15 protein-coding genes and 2 pseudogenes are annotated in these 17,779 nt (G+C 71.5%); 16 read left to right on the forward strand and 1 reads right to left on the reverse strand.

Annotated elements, in window-relative coordinates; all coding sequences use genetic code 11:
- Together H297_RS0124725 and H297_RS0124730 are read left to right on the forward strand one after the other, a co-directional pair.
- Positions 1-255: pseudogene (locus tag H297_RS0124725) on the forward strand (DUF4232 domain-containing protein); the annotation flags it as partial.
- 222 nt (positions 256-477) lie between these two features.
- The gene (locus H297_RS0124730) at positions 478-1,929 is read left to right on the forward strand and encodes an aldehyde dehydrogenase family protein (protein WP_027739257.1); all 1,452 of its coding nucleotides are present in this window, start codon (positions 478-480) and stop codon (positions 1,927-1,929) included.
- Between the two features lie 222 nt (positions 1,930-2,151).
- On the opposite strand, the gene H297_RS0124735 is transcribed toward H297_RS0124730, so the two are convergent.
- Positions 2,152-3,021, reverse strand: coding sequence for a LysR substrate-binding domain-containing protein (locus H297_RS0124735; RefSeq protein ID WP_027739258.1), 870 nt, complete (start codon positions 3,019-3,021; stop codon positions 2,152-2,154).
- Positions 3,022-3,115: 94 nt separating this feature from the next.
- Between H297_RS0124735 and H297_RS0124740 the strand changes: the two genes are divergently transcribed.
- The 14 genes and pseudogenes from H297_RS0124740 to H297_RS0124805 all read left to right on the forward strand — a co-directional run bounded on the left by H297_RS0124740 (position 3,116) and on the right by H297_RS0124805 (position 17,729).
- Entirely contained in the window at positions 3,116-3,433 is a 318-nt protein-coding gene (locus tag H297_RS0124740; RefSeq protein WP_027739259.1) for a hypothetical protein, read from the forward strand.
- Positions 3,430-4,188: a glucose 1-dehydrogenase gene (locus H297_RS0124745; protein ID WP_027739260.1), complete on the forward strand. Its 759-nt coding sequence runs from the start codon at positions 3,430-3,432 to the stop codon at positions 4,186-4,188. Before H297_RS0124740 ends, H297_RS0124745 begins: the two co-directional genes overlap by 4 nt.
- A gap of 108 nt (positions 4,189-4,296) precedes the next feature.
- On the forward strand, positions 4,297-4,932 hold the full coding sequence (locus tag H297_RS38180; RefSeq protein WP_051352151.1) for a TetR/AcrR family transcriptional regulator: 636 nt from the start codon (positions 4,297-4,299) through the stop codon (positions 4,930-4,932).
- Positions 4,929-5,882 carry a phosphotriesterase family protein gene (locus H297_RS38185; protein WP_486589652.1) on the forward strand — a complete coding sequence of 318 codons (954 nt, stop codon included), beginning with the start codon at positions 4,929-4,931 and terminating at the stop codon, positions 5,880-5,882. The genes H297_RS38180 and H297_RS38185 overlap by 4 nt, the downstream gene beginning before the upstream one ends.
- A 119-nt stretch (positions 5,883-6,001) precedes the next feature.
- On the forward strand, positions 6,002-6,769 hold the full coding sequence (locus tag H297_RS0124760; RefSeq protein WP_027739261.1) for a metallophosphoesterase: 768 nt from the start codon (positions 6,002-6,004) through the stop codon (positions 6,767-6,769).
- A gap of 175 nt (positions 6,770-6,944) precedes the next feature.
- A complete protein-coding gene (locus tag H297_RS43370; RefSeq protein WP_158693731.1) occupies positions 6,945-7,091 on the forward strand; it encodes a hypothetical protein in 147 nt (48 codons plus the stop codon).
- A 27-nt stretch (positions 7,092-7,118) separates the two neighbouring features.
- A pseudogene (locus H297_RS38190) lies at positions 7,119-7,478 on the forward strand (response regulator transcription factor); the annotation flags it as partial.
- 253 nt (positions 7,479-7,731) lie between these two features.
- A complete protein-coding gene (locus tag H297_RS0124775; protein ID WP_027739262.1) occupies positions 7,732-9,666 on the forward strand; it encodes an acyl-CoA dehydrogenase family protein in 1,935 nt (644 codons plus the stop codon).
- Positions 9,667-10,252: 586 nt separating this feature from the next.
- On the forward strand, positions 10,253-11,515 hold the full coding sequence (gene dxr / locus H297_RS0124780; protein WP_027739263.1) for a 1-deoxy-D-xylulose-5-phosphate reductoisomerase: 1,263 nt from the start codon (positions 10,253-10,255) through the stop codon (positions 11,513-11,515).
- On the forward strand, positions 11,512-12,816 hold the full coding sequence (locus H297_RS0124785) for a site-2 protease family protein (protein ID WP_027739264.1): 1,305 nt from the start codon (positions 11,512-11,514) through the stop codon (positions 12,814-12,816). The genes dxr and H297_RS0124785 overlap by 4 nt, the downstream gene beginning before the upstream one ends.
- Before the next feature lie 170 nt (positions 12,817-12,986).
- Entirely contained in the window at positions 12,987-14,144 is a 1,158-nt protein-coding gene (ispG, locus tag H297_RS0124790; protein ID WP_027739265.1) for a flavodoxin-dependent (E)-4-hydroxy-3-methylbut-2-enyl-diphosphate synthase, read from the forward strand.
- A gap of 160 nt (positions 14,145-14,304) precedes the next feature.
- Positions 14,305-15,150, forward strand: a complete 846-nt coding sequence (locus tag H297_RS0124795) for a GNAT family N-acetyltransferase (protein ID WP_027739266.1) — start codon at positions 14,305-14,307, stop codon at positions 15,148-15,150.
- A 145-nt stretch (positions 15,151-15,295) separates the two neighbouring features.
- Positions 15,296-15,865, forward strand: coding sequence for a GNAT family N-acetyltransferase (locus H297_RS0124800; protein WP_027739267.1), 570 nt, complete (start codon positions 15,296-15,298; stop codon positions 15,863-15,865).
- A gap of 154 nt (positions 15,866-16,019) precedes the next feature.
- On the forward strand, positions 16,020-17,729 hold the full coding sequence (locus tag H297_RS0124805; protein WP_027739268.1) for a proline--tRNA ligase: 1,710 nt from the start codon (positions 16,020-16,022) through the stop codon (positions 17,727-17,729).
- The last annotated feature ends 50 nt before the right edge of the window (positions 17,730-17,779 follow it).

The following is a 17,779-nucleotide window of genomic DNA, read 5'->3' on the forward strand; positions in this document are numbered from 1 at the left end:
CTGCGGCGTTCCTCGGACACGCCGGGCACGATGACGCTGAAGCCGGGTGAGGACACGGCGGCGGTGTCGATGAACGTTCTGCCGGTGCCGCGGGACCTCAAGGACACCAAGCCGTTCCTGGTGAGCAAGGTGGTCGTCACCCCGCCCGACGAGACCAGCCACGTCACCCTGGAGTGGCCCTACGGCGGTGCGGTCCTGGACCAGTCCGGCGCCACCCGCCCCGGCACCTTCGTCAACCCGGTCGGCATCGGCTGAGACCAGTACGCACCCGCCCGCGGTGCACAGAGGCGGTTCCGCCCGCGCAGGGGCGATCCGGACGTACTCCGGCGCAGACGGGTCCGGCGGGACCCGACAGGGACAATCCGTAGCAGCCCGTCCGGCGAGTGCTCCGTACCGGACAAGCGGCGGGCGGGCTCGTAGGTCCTACGGTGGACGCGGTAACCGAGCTACTCATCCGCATCCGGAAGGCGATCCGCAGTGACAGCGACTTCTCCTCACGCATTCTGGCTCGCCGGCCGCGAGGTCACCGGCGAGCACACGCTCGATGTCACCTCGCCCTGGGACGGCAGGCACGTCGGCACCGTCAGCATCCCCACGGCGGAGCAGGTGGAGGAGGCCGTGGCCGCAGCTGCCGCGGTCACCGACGAGTTCTCCGCCACGCCCGCCCACGTCCGGGCCGCTGCGCTCGACCACGTCACGCGCCGCCTGCAGGAGCGGACCGACGAGATCGCCGAGCTGATCTCGGCGGAGAACGGCAAGCCCATGAAGTGGGCCCGCGGCGAGGTCGGCCGCTGTGTCTCCGTCTTCCGCTGGGCCGCGGAGGAGGCGCGCCGCTTCAACGGCGGCGAGGCGCAGCGCCTCGACTCGGACGCGGGCGGCACGGGCCGGCTGGCCTTCACCCGCCGCTTCCCGTACGGCCCGGTCCTGGGAATCGCGCCGTTCAACTTCCCGCTGAACCTGTGCGCCCACAAGGTGGCCCCGGCGATCGCCGTGGGCACGCCGATCGTCCTCAAGCCGGCGCCGGCCACACCGCTGTCCGGGCTGCTGCTGGGTGAGCTGCTGGCCGAGACGGACCTGCCGGCCGGTTCCTGGTCGGTGCTGCCGGTGCCGAACGACCAGATGCCGGACCTGGTCCAGGACGAGCGGCTGCCGATCATCTCGTTCACGGGGTCGGCACCGGTCGGCTGGTCCATCCTGGACTCGGTGCCGCGCAAGCGGGTCACGCTGGAGCTGGGCGGCAACGGCGCGGCCGTCGTGCTGTCCGACTACGCCTCCGAGGCGGATCTCGACCACGCCGCGCAGCGCATCGCGACCTTCTCCAACTACCAGGCGGGGCAGTCCTGCATCTCGGTGCAGCGCGTCATCGCCGACGCCTCCGTCTACGACCGCCTGGTGCCCAAGGTCGTGGCCGCCGTCGAGGGGCTTACCACCGGTGACCCCGCGGACGAGGCCACGGACGTCGGTCCGCTGGTGAGCGAGGAGGCGGCACGGCGGGTCGAGTCGTGGGTCGGTGAGGCCGTCTCCCGCGGTGCGAAGGTGCTCACCGGCGGCAAGCGGGACGGTGCCAGCGTCGAGCCGACCGTGCTGGAGAACGTACCCGCGGACACACAGATCGGCTGCGAGGAGGTCTTCGGCCCCGTCATGTCGCTCGTGAAGGTGAACGGCGAGGACGAGGCGTTCGCCGCGGTCAACGACTCGCGGTACGGCCTGCAGGCGGGCCTGTTCACGCACGACGTGCAGGCCGCCTTCCGGGCGCACCGTGCGCTGGAGGTGGGCGGCGTCGTCGTCGGCGACGTGCCGTCCTACCGTGCCGACCAGATGCCGTACGGCGGCGTCAAGGACTCGGGCGTCGGCCGCGAGGGCGTGCGGTTCGCCATGGAGGACTACACCTACGAGCGGGTCATGGTGCTCACGGGGCTCGCCCTTTGAGGCACCTTCTCCCTCCCGGGCCCGAGGCCTCCCGGCCTCGGGCCCGTCCGTTTCCGGGGCGCTCACGGCCTCGGGGAATGTCCCTGCGGCCGTCGGGTCCCGGAGGTCGGCTGCCGGAGTGATCCGCTGCTGGACAGCTCCGGGGGCCGTTCCGACCGAGATCCCGTCGGCCGTGTTGCAGCGCTTTCGTGCCGTGGCGCCACTGCGTCGGACCGCGCGGAGTCATCCGGACCCGCCGGTCGTCCCCGCAGCGTCTGCGGCGGCAGCGACGAAGGAGGCAACCAGGCGGCGGCGGTCGTCCTGCGCCCAGGCGAGAACGAGTGCGCTGTGGGGGGCGTCGCTCACGGGCCGGTAGACGAGGTCGGGGTGCGGGGGATGGGCGAGCGAGCGGGGCAGTATCGCGACGGTGCGTCCGAGCCTGATCATGTGCAGGGCTTCGGCCGCGTCGGTGACCTCGGGCCCCTGCCCGGCCTCGGGCGCTCCGGTCCAGCGCACGCCCTTCCAGCGTGGCAGGGTCTCCTGGGCGAGGTCGGCAAGAGTGACCTGCGCACGTGAGGCGAGCCGGTGGCCCGGTGGCAGGATCGCGACACGCCCTTCGACCGCGAGGGTTTCGTGGTCCAGACCGGTCATGTCGTCGAACGGCGCGTACAGCAGGGCGACATCGGCGCGGCCTGCGCGGACGTAGTCGGCGCGGTCGGTGGCTCCGCCGAAGAGGATGTCCACCTGGCGGGCGTCGGGCCGGTCGGCGTAGGCGGCCAGGATGCCGGACAGAAGGTTCGCGTCACCGCCGGGTTTGATCACCAGGCGCAGGTGGGCTTGCTGATCGCCGGCCCGGCGCGCTTTCTCGGCAGCCGCGCCGACGGCGTTGAGGGCGTGCCGGCCATGGTGCAGGAGTGCTTCCCCGGCCGGGGTGAGAGCGACGCTCCTGCTGGAGCGCTCCAGCAGTTTGGCGCCGAGCCGGGATTCCAGACGCCGCACCGCCTTGGACAGGGCCGGCTGTGCGATCGCCAGGCGGGCCGCGGCGTGGCCGAAGTGGAGCTCCTCGGCGACGGCGACGAAGTACTCCAGTTCGCGGGTCTCCAGATCGGCCATGCCACAAGCCTACGGGGCCACCGATTCCTGTCAGGCATTGAACGAGAACGGACGGATCTTGGACGGATGCGGTAAATGCCTGTTCGCTGGAGGCATGTTGCACCACACGATGATCGTAGCGTTCGACAATCCGATTCCCGCGAGTGAGTTGGACCGGTACCTCAAGGAGTTCGAGGAGCTCGTGACGGGCTCCGGTCTGGTCGAGTCGTTCGCGGCCCGGCACCACATCCGCGTCCCGGGCGACGACCACGCCCCGGTAGCCGTCGCCAGCGCCGTTCTGCAGCTGCGCCTGGCCGACCTCGATGCCCTCGATGCGACCTTCACCATGCCCGGGGCCGTCGAGCTCATCAGGCGGTGGCAGAGCCGTCACCCGTACAAGGCGATCTGGGTCAACCACGAGCCGCTCGCATGAGCGGCTACGCGGACAGGGCCGGTCTGGTCACCGGCGCAGGCAGCGGAATCGGGCGCGCAGCCGCGCTCGGGTTCGCCCGGCGCGGAGCCGCGGTCGCTGTGCTCGACTTGGACGAGGACAGCGCCCGTCAGACCGTCGAGCTGATCGTCAAGGAGGGCGGCCGGGCTGAAGCCGTGGCCGTCGACATCGGTGACGAGCAGTCCGTGCAGCGGGCCGTGGCTCAGGTCGTGGCAGCGTTCGGCGGGCTCGACTTCGCGGTCAACAACGCCGGAACCCCGTCGTACAACCAGGTGCTGACGGAGATGTCGGTCCAGGAGTGGGAGCGGGTGCTGCGGGTCAACGTGATCGGCACCTGGCTGTGCATGAAGTACGAACTGCCCGCGATGAAGCAGCGCGGCGGCGGGGCGGTCGTCAACGTCGCCTCCAACGGCGGCCTGTACGCGATCCCCGGCGCCCCGGCGTACGTGGCCGGCAAGCACGGCGTCGTCGGCCTGTCCAAGGTGGCCGCCGTGGACTGCGGGTCGGACGGCATCCGGGTCAACGCACTGTGCCCGGCGCTGACGAAGACGGCCATGTTCGACGGCGTCGTCGCCTCGGCCGGTGCGCAGCTGGCCGAGCAGCAGGCAGCCGTGACCCCGCTGCGCAGACTCGCGGAGCCCGAGGAGGTGGCGGCCGCGGCCGTGTGGCTGTGCTCGCCGGATGCCTCTTACGTCACCGGCACCGCTTTGTCGGTCGACGGTGGCCGCCGGGCCTGAGCGCTGCAGGCGGACGGTGCGCGGGTCGGGTTCCTCGGCGCACTTCCGGAGGATCGTGCGCACCGGTGCCGTACGTACCAGTAGGTACAATGCTCTAGAGTGACCCCCATGAGCGGTGTCGACACGTCCCGGCGGTTGATCGAGGCCACCCAGGAGCTGCTGTGGGAGCGCGGCTACGTGGGGACCAGCCCTCGCGCCATCCAGCAGCGGGCCGGGGCCGGGCAGGGGAGTATGTACCACCACTTCGGCGGCAAGCCCGACCTGGCGCGGGCAGCGGTGCGCAGGAGTGCGGAGGAGCTGAAGGCGCTCGCGGACGCGGACCTGGCGCGCGAGGGGAGCGCACGGGAGCGCGTTGCGGCGTACTTGCGGCGCGAACGCGAGGTGCTGCGCGGGTGCCGCCTCGGCGGGCTGGCGCAGGACCCCGAGGTGGTGTCCGACCCCGGGTTGCGCGCTCCGCTCGACGAGACCTTCGCCTGGCTGCGCTCCCGCCTGACCGGCGTACTCGAACAGGGGCAGGAAGCGGGGGAGTTCGGAGCAGAATTCGACTCCGCAGGTACCGCCGCGGTGATCGTCGCCGTCGTCCAGGGCGGCTACGTCCTCGCCCGCTCGGCGGGCGGGCCGGAACCCTTCCGCGAGGCGACGGACGGCCTGCTGCACCTCCTGGACGTCCACGCCACCGGTCCGGCCGGTACCTCCGGCCCGACCTCCTCGGCAGCTCAGGGCGCCCGAGAAGCCGCCTCGTGATCCCCGAAGAGGGGGCGCTTGCGGGAGCCACCGGGAGCGCCCGCGCCGCCCCTGCCGTCCGCACCGTCCAAGGTGACGTACCCGGCGCGGAGTTGGGTGTCTGCGACAGTCATGACCACCTCTTCCTGCGCAGCCCGCGGTTGCCCGGTGAGGAGCTGGCCGACGCCGAGGCTGCCGAACGTCAACTGCGCGAGTACGCCGCGCACGGCGGGCGCAGCCTCGTGCAGTGGACGCCGTACGGGATGGGCCGCCGCGCGGGGGCACTGGTGGAGCTGGCCCGGCGTACCGGTGTCCGCCTCGTGGCCGCGACGGGCCTGCACCAGTCCGTGCACTACGCCGAGGAGCCGCCCGCCGACCTTGCGGAGCTCTTCGTCGAGGAGCTCACCCAGGGGGTGCGTGGCGGGGTGTGCGGCGAGGCGCCCCGGGCCGGGCTGATCAAGGTCGCGGGGGACTTCCACGGGGTCGGCGCCCACGCGCGCCGCACCATGACGGCGGCGGCCGAGGCACACCACGCGACGGGTGCCCCGGTCGCCGTCCACCTCGACATGGGAACCGGAGCGGCTGATGTGCTGACGCTGTTGTGCGAGCGTCTGGAAGTGCCGCCAGGGAGTGTGCTGCTGGGGCACCTGGGGCGTTGCCCGGACCTGCGGATGCAGGCGGAGGCGGCACGGTCCGGTGCCTGGCTGGTGTTCGACGGTCCCTCGCGTACGCACCATGCCACGGACTGGCGGCTGTTCGACAGCCTCGCCGACCTGGCCCGAAAGGGGTTCGGCGACCGCGTCCTCCTGGGAGGCGACACGGTCACCGCCACGGCACGCGCGGAGACCGGGGTGCCGTACGTCTCCCGTGTGCTGCGGCGGCGCGTGGCAGCCGAGCTCGGGGAGGACCTGGCGCGGAAGATCTTCCTGGCCAACCCCGCCCGCGCCTTCGCCGCCTTCTGGCGGATGTGACCGGAGCTCTCGGCGGGCGCGGGTCCGTGCTTCCGCGGCCGTGCCCCGAGGGCTTCGACGCGCCAGGTCGGACCCTGGCCCCCGATGACGACGACTGCACCCGGTCAGGAGCGCCCCGCATGTTCGCCTTCGCACAGATCAGCGACATCCACCTCGGCCAGGACAGGAACGACGAGGGGGCGCGAGCCCGCGCCCGCACAGAACGCGTGCTCGCCTACCTGGCCGGCCTCCCCGGGCAGCTCGATGCTGTCCTGCTCACCGGGGACGTCGCCGACCACGGAACGGAGCCCGAATACCGGCTGGCGCAGCAGTTGTTCGCCGACCACGGTGTCCTCCCGTTGGACTGCCCCGGCAACCACGATGTGCGCGGCCCCTACCGTTCGGTGCTGCTCGGTGGCGACGCGGCGGACGGTTCCCCCGTCGACCAGGTCCACCGGCTGCCCGGCGCGACCTTCCTGATGTGCGACTCCAGCGTGCCCGGCAAAGGCCACGGCTACCTCGACGACGCCACGCTCGCCTGGCTCGACGAAACCCTCGGAGCCGCTTCCGACGACGTCCCCGCGTTCGTCTGCTTCCACCATCCGCCCGTCCCGCTGCACGGCCAGTACGTCGACCCGATCCGGCAGTTCGGCGAGGACCGCCTCGCCGAGGTCGTCGGCAGGCACCGCCAGGTGGCCGGGCTGCTGTGCGGGCACAGCCACACCCCCGCGGTCACCACCTTCGCCGGGCTGCCGCTGGTTGCGGCGCCGGGCGTGGTCTCCACTCTGCGGATGACCTGGGAGGGTGAGGAGAACGGCCCGCTCGACTACGAGCTGCCGCCGATGATCGCCTTCCACATCCTCGACGACGAGGGCAGGCTGACGACGCACTTCCGCGTCGTCCCGTAGGAGGGAGCGCCCCCTGTCCGCTTGCCCGGCAGGCGGTCCTCGCCGTCCGGTAAGGAGCCAGGACGCATGCCTCCCCTTTCCTTTCCCGGCTACAGTGCTCAACAGCGCCCCGGGAACGCAGTTCCGCAGCACTCGCGTGCGAGAGGGCTCGCAGCCACAGGGGAGATGGAGACCGATGTCCTTGCGCCGACAGTGGCAGCGGCGGCGGATCGGCAGCACCCTGACCACCGCCGTGGCAGGCCTGGCCTTGCTGCTGTTGATCGTCGTCGTCGTCCTGATGCTGACGGGACACTACACGCCTCCGCACGACACGACGCCCTGAGCACCCCGTGGGGGAGCGGAGGCTCCGTCCGCCATCGCTGCGGTGGCCGAGGGGGACACCCTCTTCTCGCCGAGCGTCACCCGGCGCCTCATCGAGGTGTACGCGCCGCGGAGGGACGCGGCCACCCCGCCGCCCGGGACCCTGAACGTGCTCACCGGCCGGGAACTGGACGTCCTGCGTCTGGTCGCGGGCGGTCCGTCCAACCCTCAGATCGCCGAGACACTGGTGATCAGCGAGTCCACCGTCAAGACGCACCTCAACCGGACCATGGCCAAGCTGGACCTGGGCAGCCGTGCGCAGGCCGTCGTACTGGCGTACGAGTCCGGTCTGGTCGCCCCCGGTGGCGGTCACGCGGACGGCGGCCACCCGGCAGGTGCGGGGGCCTGACGCGGCGCGCGCGAGGCCGCGAGGCCACGAGGTCTGGTAGGGACAGAACGAAACGGGTACATACGACCGAGTAGCCCCGGCGCCCGGCGGGGTACCCGGAAGCAGCCGGCCCGCCCGTCACCCGTTCTCGTCGACCACCGCCACTCCTCATCACGCCACCACGCCACCACGGCGTCCGTCCGCCGTCACCTGTCAGCCATCCCCGTCACGCACCGCGAATCCGCTTCCCACACCGTTCCGAGGTGAGCGAGAGATGACCGTCTCCGAGCGTGAGGCCCGCGAAGTTGCCGAGGCGGCCCGGGAGAAGGACTGGCGCAAGCCCAGCTGCGCCAAGGAACTGTTCCTCGGCCGTTTCCGCCTCGACCTCATCCACCCGCACCCCGAACCGGCGGCCGGCGACGTCGCACGCGGTGAGGAATTCCTCGCCGGGCTCCGCGAGTTCGCCCGGACGACGATCGACGGGCCCCGCATCGAGCGTGAGTCCCGCATCCCCGACGAGGTGATCAGCGGGCTGAAGGAACTCGGCGCACTCGGCATGAAGGTGGGCACGGAGTACGGGGGCCTCGGGCTGACCCAGGTCTACTACAACAAGGCCCTCGCCCTGGTCAGCTCGGCCAGTCCCGCAGTGGGCGCGCTGCTGTCCGCGCACCAGTCCATCGGCGTACCGCAGCCGGTGAAGATGTTCGGTTCCCAGGAGCAGAAGGACACCTTCCTGCCGCGCTGCGCCCGCAGCGACATCTCCGCGTTCCTGCTGACCGAGCCCGACGTCGGTTCCGACCCCGCACGGCTGGCCACCACCGCCGAACCGGACGGCGACGGCTACCTCCTGGACGGGGTCAAGCTGTGGACCACCAACGGCGTGGTGGCCGACCTGCTGGTCGTCATGGCCCGGGTGCCCGAGCCCGCCGCCGACGACCCGCGCCGCGCCGAGGGCCACAAGGGAGGCATCTCCGCGTTCATCGTGGAGGGCGACTCCGAGGGCATCACCGTCGAGAACCGCAACGCCTTCATGGGGCTGCGCGGCATCGAGAACGGTGTCACCCGCTTCCACCGGGTGCGGGTACCGGCCGCCCACCGCATCGGCCCCGAGGGAGCCGGCCTCAAGATTGCGCTGACCACCCTCAACACCGGCCGCCTGTCCCTGCCCGCGACCTGCGTCGGCTCCGGGAAATGGTGCCTGAAGATCGCCCGGGAGTGGTCGAAGGAACGGGTCCAGTGGGGGCGGCCGGTCGCCGAGCACGAGGCCGTCGGCAGCAAGATCGCGTTCATCGCCGCGACGACGTTCGCGCTGGAGGCCGTCCTGGACCTCTCCTCGCAGATGGCCGACGAGGAGCGCAACGACATCCGGATCGAGGCGGCGCTGGCCAAGCTGTACGGCAGCGAGATGGCCTGGAAGATGGCCGACGAACTGGTGCAGATCCGCGGCGGCCGCGGCTTCGAGACCGCCGAGTCCCTCGCCGCCCGCGGCGAGCGCGGTGTCCCCGCCGAGCAGCTCCTGCGCGATCTGCGGATCAACCGCATCTTCGAGGGCTCGACGGAGATCATGCACCTGCTGATCGCCCGCGAGGCCGTGGACGCCCACCTCTCGGTCGCCGGCGACCTGATCGATCCGGACAAGACGCTGGCCGACAAGCGCAAGGCGGCCATCGCTGCGGGGACCTTCTACGCGAAGTGGCTGCCCCAGCTCGTCGCCGGTTCCGGCCAGTTGCCCGGCTCCTACGCGGAGTTCGGCACCCTCGCGCCGCACCTGCGCCACGTCGAGCGCACCTCGCGCAAGCTGGCCCGCTCGACGTTCTACGCCATGTCGCGCTGGCAGGGGCGCATGGAGACCAAGCAGGGCTTCCTCGGCCGGATCGTGGACATCGGTGCCGAGCTGTTCGCGATGAGCGCCGCCTGCGTGCGGGCCGAGAAGCTGCGCCGGGACGGCACCGCCGGCACCGACGGGCAGGCCGCGTACCAGTTGGCGGACGCGTTCTGCCGGCAGGCCCGCATCCGTGTCGACGAACTGTTCGGCCGCCTGTGGGCCAACACCGACGACCTCGACCGCAAGGTGGTGCGCGAAGCGCTCGAAGGCTCCTACGCCTGGCTGGAGGAGGGCGTCGTCGACCCCTCCACGGACGGGCCGTGGATCGCCGAGGCCGCCCCCGGGCCGTCGACCAAGGAGAACGTCCACCGGCGCATCCGGTGAGGCACGCGCCCGGCCCCCTCACCTGCCCGCTGCTCATCGCCGTGCCGGCCCCGGAGTTGAGGCGTGAGCGAGCGACAGACGCGCGCCGCCCCGGGCAGGCGGCCAGCCCGGGTGCCGCGCCCTCGTACGGCGACGGGAACGCTCGCAGCCGTGTGCAGCGTCGCCGCGTCGGCGCTGCACACCGCGCCCGGTATGAGGGCGACCTGCGGCCGTGTGCGCCGGTCACCGGCCGGTGCGGGAGCGGCGTCCGGCAGCCGGTGCACGGCCGTCGCCGTCCGCACCGCGAGGAGCACGCCCCCTCACCGACTCCGACGCCACCGGCGTTCCGGCGCAATGATGCGCGCCAGGTCTCCTCGCCGATCCTGTCCGCGGGTTCGCCCTTCGTTCGCCGGTTCGGGTGGCGTCCCGGAGCACTCGTGCGCCGGGAGGACCGTGCTCGTACCGGTACGGGTGGGGCGTCCGGGGCTTCGTGGGGCGGGCGAGGCGCTCCGCGGACGTGCCCCCGCGTACGCCCGCTCATCCGGGTGTGGGCTGTGAAACGCGGTGCGCTGTCCGGGTGTGCCCACGGAGCGGACACAATAGGGGCATGACCGACTCCCTCGCTGATCCGCATCTGCGCTACACCGGCACCGCGCCGGAGGCGGGCGCACCGCGTGACGTCGTGATCCTCGGCTCGACCGGGTCGATCGGCACCCAGGCCGTCGACGTGGTGCTGCAGCATCCGGGCCGGTTCCGGGTCACCGCGCTGGCGGCCTCGGGCGGCCGGGTGGAGCTGCTGGCCGAGCAGGCGCGGCAACTCGGCGTCCGGACCGTGGCCGTGGCCCGCACAGAGGCGGTGCCCGCGCTGCGGGAGGCGTTGCGCGAGGCATACGGGGCCGGGGAGCCGGTGCCCCAGGTGCTGGCGGGCCCGGACGCCGCGACAGAGCTGGCCGCCTCCCCCTGCCACACCGTGCTCAACGGCATCACCGGCTCCATCGGTCTGGCCCCCACCCTGGCGGCGCTGAAGGCCGGCAGAGTGCTGGCGCTGGCCAACAAGGAGTCCCTCATCGTCGGCGGGCCGCTGGTCAAGGAGCTCGCCGCGCCGGGACAGATCGTGCCCGTGGACTCGGAGCACTCGGCGCTCTTCCAGGCGCTGATGGGCGGCACCCGCGCGGAGGTGCGCAAGCTGCTGGTCACCGCTTCGGGCGGCCCGTTCCGGGGCCGGAGCAGGGCCGAGCTCGCCGAGGTGACGCCGCAGGAGGCGATGGCCCACCCCACCTGGGACATGGGGCCGGTCATCACCGTGAACTCGGCCACCCTGGTCAACAAGGGCCTGGAGGTCATCGAGGCTCATCTGCTCTACGACATCCCGTTCGAAAGCATCCAGGTGGTGGTGCACCCCCAGTCGGCGGTCCACTCCATGGTGGAGTTCACCGACGGCTCGACCCTCGCCCAGTGCGGCCCTCCGGACATGCGGCTGCCGATCGCGCTGGGCCTGGGATGGCCCGAACGGGTGCCCGACGCCGGTCCGGTCTTCTCCTGGACGGAGAAGATGTCCTGGGACTTCTACCCGCTGGATGCACAGGCGTTCCCTTCCGTCCCGCTGGCCTGCCACGTGGGCGCGCTGGGCGGTACGGCGCCGGCCGTCTTCAACGCGGCGAACGAGGAGTGCGTCGAGGCGTTTCTGGCGGGAAGGCTGCCGTTCACAGGCATCGTGGATACGGTGGCGGCTGTGGTCGAGGAGCACGGCACTCCGGACGGAACCGGTCTGAGCCTTCCCGATGTCCTCGCCGCAGAGACCTGGGCGCGCGCCCGCGCCCGTGAACTGGCGGCACGGTCCGCCACAGCACCAGCGGAGGCCCGCGCATGACGACGTTCATGACCATCCTCGGCATAGTCGTCTTCGTCGTCGGCCTGCTCTTCTCGATCGCATGGCACGAGCTGGGGCACTTCTCGACGGCCAAGATGTTCGGCGTGCGGGTGCCGCAGTTCATGGTGGGCTTCGGGCCCACGATCTGGTCCAAGCGCAAGGGCGAGACGGAGTACGGCGTCAAGGCGGTGCCGCTGGGCGGCTACATCCGGATGATCGGGATGTTCCCGCCGGGGGACGACGGCGCCGTCCGCCAGCGCTCGACCTCGCCGTTCCGCGGCATGATCGAGGATGCGCGCGCCGCGGCGTACGAGGAGCTGAAGCCCGGAGACGAGCACCGGATGCTCTACACGCGCAAGCCGTGGAAGCGCGTGATCGTGATGTTCGCCGGGCCGTTCCAGAATCTGATCCTGGCCGTGGTGATCTTTCTTACGGTGCTGATGACCTTCGGTATCAACACCCAGACGACCAGTGTCTCCACCGTCTCCGAGTGTGTGATCCCCGCCTCGGCGCAGACGGACAAGTGCCCGAAGGGCGCCAAGGACTCGCCGGCCAAGGCGGCGGGGCTGCGCCCGGGTGACAAGATCGTCTCCTTCGACGGCCAGCCGGTCGAGGAGTGGGACGATCTGCAGCAGCACATCCGGGACACGACGGGGCCCGCCAGCCTCACCGTGGAGCGGGACGGCACGCGGCACACGCTGCACGCCGACCTGATCGAGAACAAGGTCGCCAAGACCGACGGCAAGGGCGGCTACGTGCCCGACGAGTACGTCTCGGCGGGCTTCCTCGGCTTCACCCCGGCCAGCGGTGTGGTCCAGCAGTCGTTCCCGCAGGCCGTCGACCGGATGGGCGGCATGATGGTCAACGGGGTGCAGGCCCTGGTCGACCTGCCCGGCAAGCTGCCCGATCTGTGGAACGCGGCGTTCGACGGGGGAGAGCGCAAGCAGGACTCCCCGATGGGCGTGGTGGGCGCCGCCCGGGTGGGCGGCGAGGTCTTCTCCCTCGACATCCCGCCCAGCCAGCGGGTGGCCACGATGCTGCTGCTGGTGGCGGGCTTCAACCTGAGCCTGTTCCTGTTCAACATGCTCCCGCTGCTCCCGCTGGACGGGGGGCACATCGCCGGAGCCCTGTGGGAGTCGCTGCGCAGGAACGTGGCCAAGGTCTTCCGCCGTCCCGACCCCGGCCCGTTCGACGTCGCCAGGCTGATGCCGATCGCGTACGTGGTGGCGGGGGTCTTCCTGTGCTTCACCCTGCTGGTGCTGGTGGCGGACGTGGTGAATCCGGTCAAACTCACCGGGTAGCCGGACGGACGTTCGATCGTTGTGACGCCCGTGTGATTTCGGCACGGGCGTCAGCAATTGCGGCATTTCCCGGGGAACGATGTGCTCGGCGCGACGCCGGTGCCGTAATCTCGGATGCCTGGAGCCCGCCGAACCCGGGACTTGAACGACACCGTTGGGGTTGCACGCTGATGACAGCGATTTCGCTCGGAATGCCGGACGTTCCGGCCAAGCTCGCCGACCGCAGGGCCAGCCGGAAGATCCAGGTGGGAACGGTCGCCGTCGGGGGAGACGCGCCCGTGTCCGTGCAGTCCATGACCACGACCCGTACCTCGGACATCGGTGCGACGCTGCAGCAGATCGCCGAGCTGACCGCCTCCGGCTGCCAGATCGTCCGGGTGGCGTGCCCCACTCAGGACGACGCCGACGCGCTCGCCACGATCGCCCGCAAGTCGCAGATCCCCGTGATCGCGGACATCCACTTCCAGCCGAAGTACGTCTTCCAGGCCATCGACGCCGGCTGTGCCGCTGTCCGTGTCAACCCGGGCAACATCAAGCAGTTCGACGACAAGGTCAAGGAGATCGCCCACGCGGCCTCCGCGGCCGGCACTCCCATCCGCATCGGCGTCAACGCGGGCTCGCTGGACAAGCGGCTCCTGGAGAAGTACGGCAAGGCCACCCCCGAGGCGCTGGTCGAGTCCGCGATGTGGGAGTGCTCCCTGTTCGAGGAGCACGGCTTCCGCGACATCAAGATCTCGGTCAAGCACAACGACCCCGTGGTCATGGTGAACGCCTACCGGCTGCTCGCCCAGCGCTGCGACTACCCGCTGCACCTGGGTGTCACCGAGGCGGGGCCGGCGTTCCAGGGCACCATCAAGTCGTCCGTCGCCTTCGGCGCCCTGCTGTCCGAGGGCATCGGTGACACGATCCGGGTCTCCCTCTCGGCTCCGCCCGCCGAGGAGGTCAAGGTCGGTATCCAGATCCTGGAGTCCCTCGGGCTGCGCCAGCGCGGCCTGGAGATCGTCTCCTGCCCTTCCTGCGGCCGGGCCCAGGTGGATGTCTACAAGCTCGCCGACGAGGTCACCGCAGGTCTGGAGGGCATGGACGTCCCGCTGCGCGTCGCCGTCATGGGGTGTGTCGTCAACGGTCCCGGTGAGGCCCGCGAGGCCGACCTGGGTGTGGCCTCCGGCAACGGCAAGGGTCAGATCTTCGTCAAGGGCGAGGTCATCAAGACCGTGCCCGAGGCGAAGATCGTCGAGACGCTCATCGACGAGGCCATGAAGATCGCCGAGCAGATGGAGAAGGACGGCGTCACCTCGGGCGAGCCCGTGGTGACGACAGCGGGCTGACGGCGCCCGCCTTGCTGCTTCCCTGCGACCCGCCGTGCGGCCGACCAGGCCGCACGGCGGTGCCGTCTCCGGTCGCGGCGGCGTCAGGCTCTGGCCCCGGGTACAGTGCCAGCAGATCGTTCCTTCACGCCCACGGGCCGTACGGTGAGGCGCCGAAACGTTGCTGACCACCACCTCCACCAAGGTCGTCGAACCGGCCGAGCTGCCTCAGGTGCTCGCCGTGCTGCGCCGCGAGCCGGTCAACAACGCCTTCGTCACCGCCCGGGTGCTCGCCTCCGGCCTCGACCCGTGGCGGCTGGGCGGCGAGATGTGGGGCTGGTACCGGGACGGGAACCTGGAAGCCCTCTGTTACAACGGCGCCAACCTCGTCCCCCTGTGCGCGGGACCCGAGGCGGTCCGCGCCTTCGCCGACCGGGCCCGTCGCCAGGGCCGCCGCTGCTCCTCCCTCGTCGGCCCTGCGGGCCCCACCAGAGCGCTGTGGGCCGCCCTGGAGCCGTCCTGGGGACCGGCTCGGGAGGTACGGGCCAGCCAGCCGCTGCTGGTCGCCGACCGTACGCCGCGGCAGGTGGCGCCCGACCCGCTGGTGCGCCGCGTGGCCAAGAACGAGATGGACGTGGTGCTGCCCGCCTGCGTGGCGATGTTCACCGAGGAGGTCGGCGTCTCCCCGCTGGCCGGGGACGGCGGCCTCGTCTACCAGGCCCGGGTCGCCGAACTCGTCGGGACCGGACGCTCGTTCGCGCGGATCGAGGACGGGCAGGTCGTCTTCAAGGCCGAGATCGGCGCCGTCACCCCCGAGGCCTGCCAGATCCAGGGGGTGTGGGTGACCCCCGAGCGGCGCGGCGAAGGCCTCTCGGAGACCGGCATGGCCGCCGTCCTCGCCTACGCGCTGCGCGAGGTCTCCCCGCTGGTGAGCCTGTACGTCAACGACTACAACGCCCCCGCCCGCGCCGCCTACCGCCGGGTCGGCTTCCGGGAGGTCGGCACGTTCACCAGCGTGCTGTTCTGACGCCCGCGCGGCCTTGTGTGCGTGCTCCCGCGATGCCCGTGCTGTCCGGGCTGCGGCTTTCCGTACCTCCGCGGCGTGGCACGTCACCTTCCGCCGCTGTGCGGCCTCTTCGCGCTCGGGCGGTCGACGAAGTAGCCTCCCCGCCATGCCGCACACAGCCGGGCCCCAGTCCCCGGACCCACGGGACGTGGTCACCGGTCCGCTCGATTTGACCTCCCGCGTGGACGACGCGCTCGCCGTCCAGGCCGTCGCCTTCGGGCTCACCGACGAGGAGGTGGACGTACGCCGCCACATCGTGCTGCGCCACATGTCCTCCCCGGGTGCGCGGGCGCTGGGCGCGACCACGCGGGAGGGCCGTCTCGTCGGGTTCGTCTACGGGATGCCCAACGAGCCTACGCACTGGTGGTCCACCGTGGTGCAGCCGTATCTGCGCCAGGAGGGCAACGAAGGGTGGCTGCGGGACGCCTTCGTCATCACCGAGCTGCACGTGCACCCCGCGTTCCAGCACCGGGGGATCGGCCGGGAACTGATCGTCCGGCTCACCGACGGAGCCGCGGAGCCCCGCTCCGTGCTCTCCGCACTGGACCTGGAGACCCCGGCCCGCGCGCTCTACCACCGGCTCGGCTACCGCGACCTGGCACGGCGTGTGCAGTTCCCCTCGGCGCCGCAGCCGTACGCCGTGATGGGGGCGCCGCTGCCGCTGCGCAGGGCGTGAGATCCGGCGAGGCCCGGCTTCGGGCCCCTGTTGCGGCGGTCACGGCCGGGTTCCGCGCTGTCGGCCTGAGTTTCCGTGCTGTCGGTCCGGCCGGATAGGCTCCGCACCGACGAGTTCCGTCGATTCGCGAGTACCGCCCCGAGCAGGAGTCCCCATGGCAGCCCGTGTCCAGCGTTTGTCCCGGTCCATGCTGAAGACGCTGCGTGACGACCCGGCCGACGCCGAGACGCTCAGCCACAAGCTGCTGGTCCGCGCCGGATACGTCCGCCGTACCGCCGCCGGCATCTGGACGTGGCTGCCGCTGGGCAAGCAGGTGCTGGAGAACGTCACCCGCGTGGTGCGCGAGGAGATGGACGCCATCGGCGGCCAGGAGGTCCTGCTGCCGGCGCTGCTGCCCAAGGAGCCCTACGAGGTCTCGGGGCGCTACGAGGAGTACGGCGATCTGCTCTTCCGCCTCAAGGACCGCAAGGGCGGCGACTACCTGCTCGGTCCCACCCACGAGGAGATCTTCACGCAGGTCGTCAAGGACCAGTGCACCTCGTACAAGGACCTGCCCGTCACGATCTACCAGATCCAGACCAAGTACCGCGACGAGGCCCGCCCCCGCTCCGGCATCCTGCGCGGCCGCGAGTTCACGATGAAGGACTCCTACTCCTTCGACGTGTCCGACGAGGCGCTGGCCGAGTCCTACGCGGCGCACCGCGGCGCCTACACCCGTATCTTCGAGCGGCTGGGCCTGGACTACCGCATCGTCTCGGCGGTCTCCGGTGCCATGGGCGGTTCCGCCTCCGAGGAGTTCCTCGCTCCCGCGGCGGCCGGCGAGGACACCTACGTCCAGTGCCCGCAGTGCGGCTACGCGGCCAACACCGAGGCCGTCTCCGTGTCGGTCCAGCCGGCCCCCGTCGAGGGGCACGACCCCGTCGAGAAGCTGGACACCCCGGACACGCCCACCATCGAGACCCTGGCCGCGCACCTGGGCGTGCCCGCCTCCGCCACGCTGAAGAATCTGCTGGTCAAGGTCGACGGCGAGATCACCGCCGTCGGCGTCCCGGGCGACCGTGAGGTCGACATGGGCAAGCTCGCCGAGCACCTGGCGCCCGCCACGGTCGAGGTGGTCACCGCCGAGGACTTCGAGGGCCGCGACGACCTGGTGCGCGGCTACATCGGTCCGCAGGGCGGCATGGCGGGCAAGGCCTTCCGCTACCTGGCCGACCCGCGCGTCGCCCAGGGCACCTCCTGGATCACCGGCGCCAACGAGGAGGGCAAGCACGCCCGCAACGTCGTCTGCGGCCGTGATTTCGAGGTCGACCAGTACCTGGACGTGGCCGTGGTCGAGCCCGGCGACCCCTGCCCCCGGTGCGGTTCGGGCATCGAGCTGGACCGTGCCATCGAGATCGGCCACATCTTCCAGCTCGGCCGCAAGTACGCCGACGCCTTCGAGCTGGACGTCCTCGGGCAGGACGGCAAGCCGGTCCGCGTCACCATGGGCTCCTACGGCATCGGCGTCTCCCGCGCCGTCGCCGCGCTGGCCGAGCAGAGCGCCGACGACCAGGGCCTGTGCTGGCCCCGCGAGATCGCCCCGGCCGACGTGCACGTCGTCGCCGCCGGCAAGGCGCAGCAGACCGAGGCCGCCCTGGAGATCGCCGAGCGGCTCGGCGAGGCGGGCGTGCGGGTTCTGGTGGACGACCGGGCCGGCGTCTCCCCGGGCGTGAAGTTCACCGACGCCGAGCTGATCGGCGTGCCGACGATCCTGGTCGTCGGCCGGGGCATCAAGGACGGTCTGGTCGAGCTCAAGGACCGCCGCACGGGCGAGCGCGAGGAACTGCCCATCGGCGAGGCGGTCACCCGTCTCGCCGGCAACTGAGCCCTTCGCCGGTGGCCGCGCCCGGCCGGGGCCTGCGCGTCACCGCGTCC

The sequence above is a fragment of the Streptomyces sp. CNT360 genome (assembly GCF_000424785.1).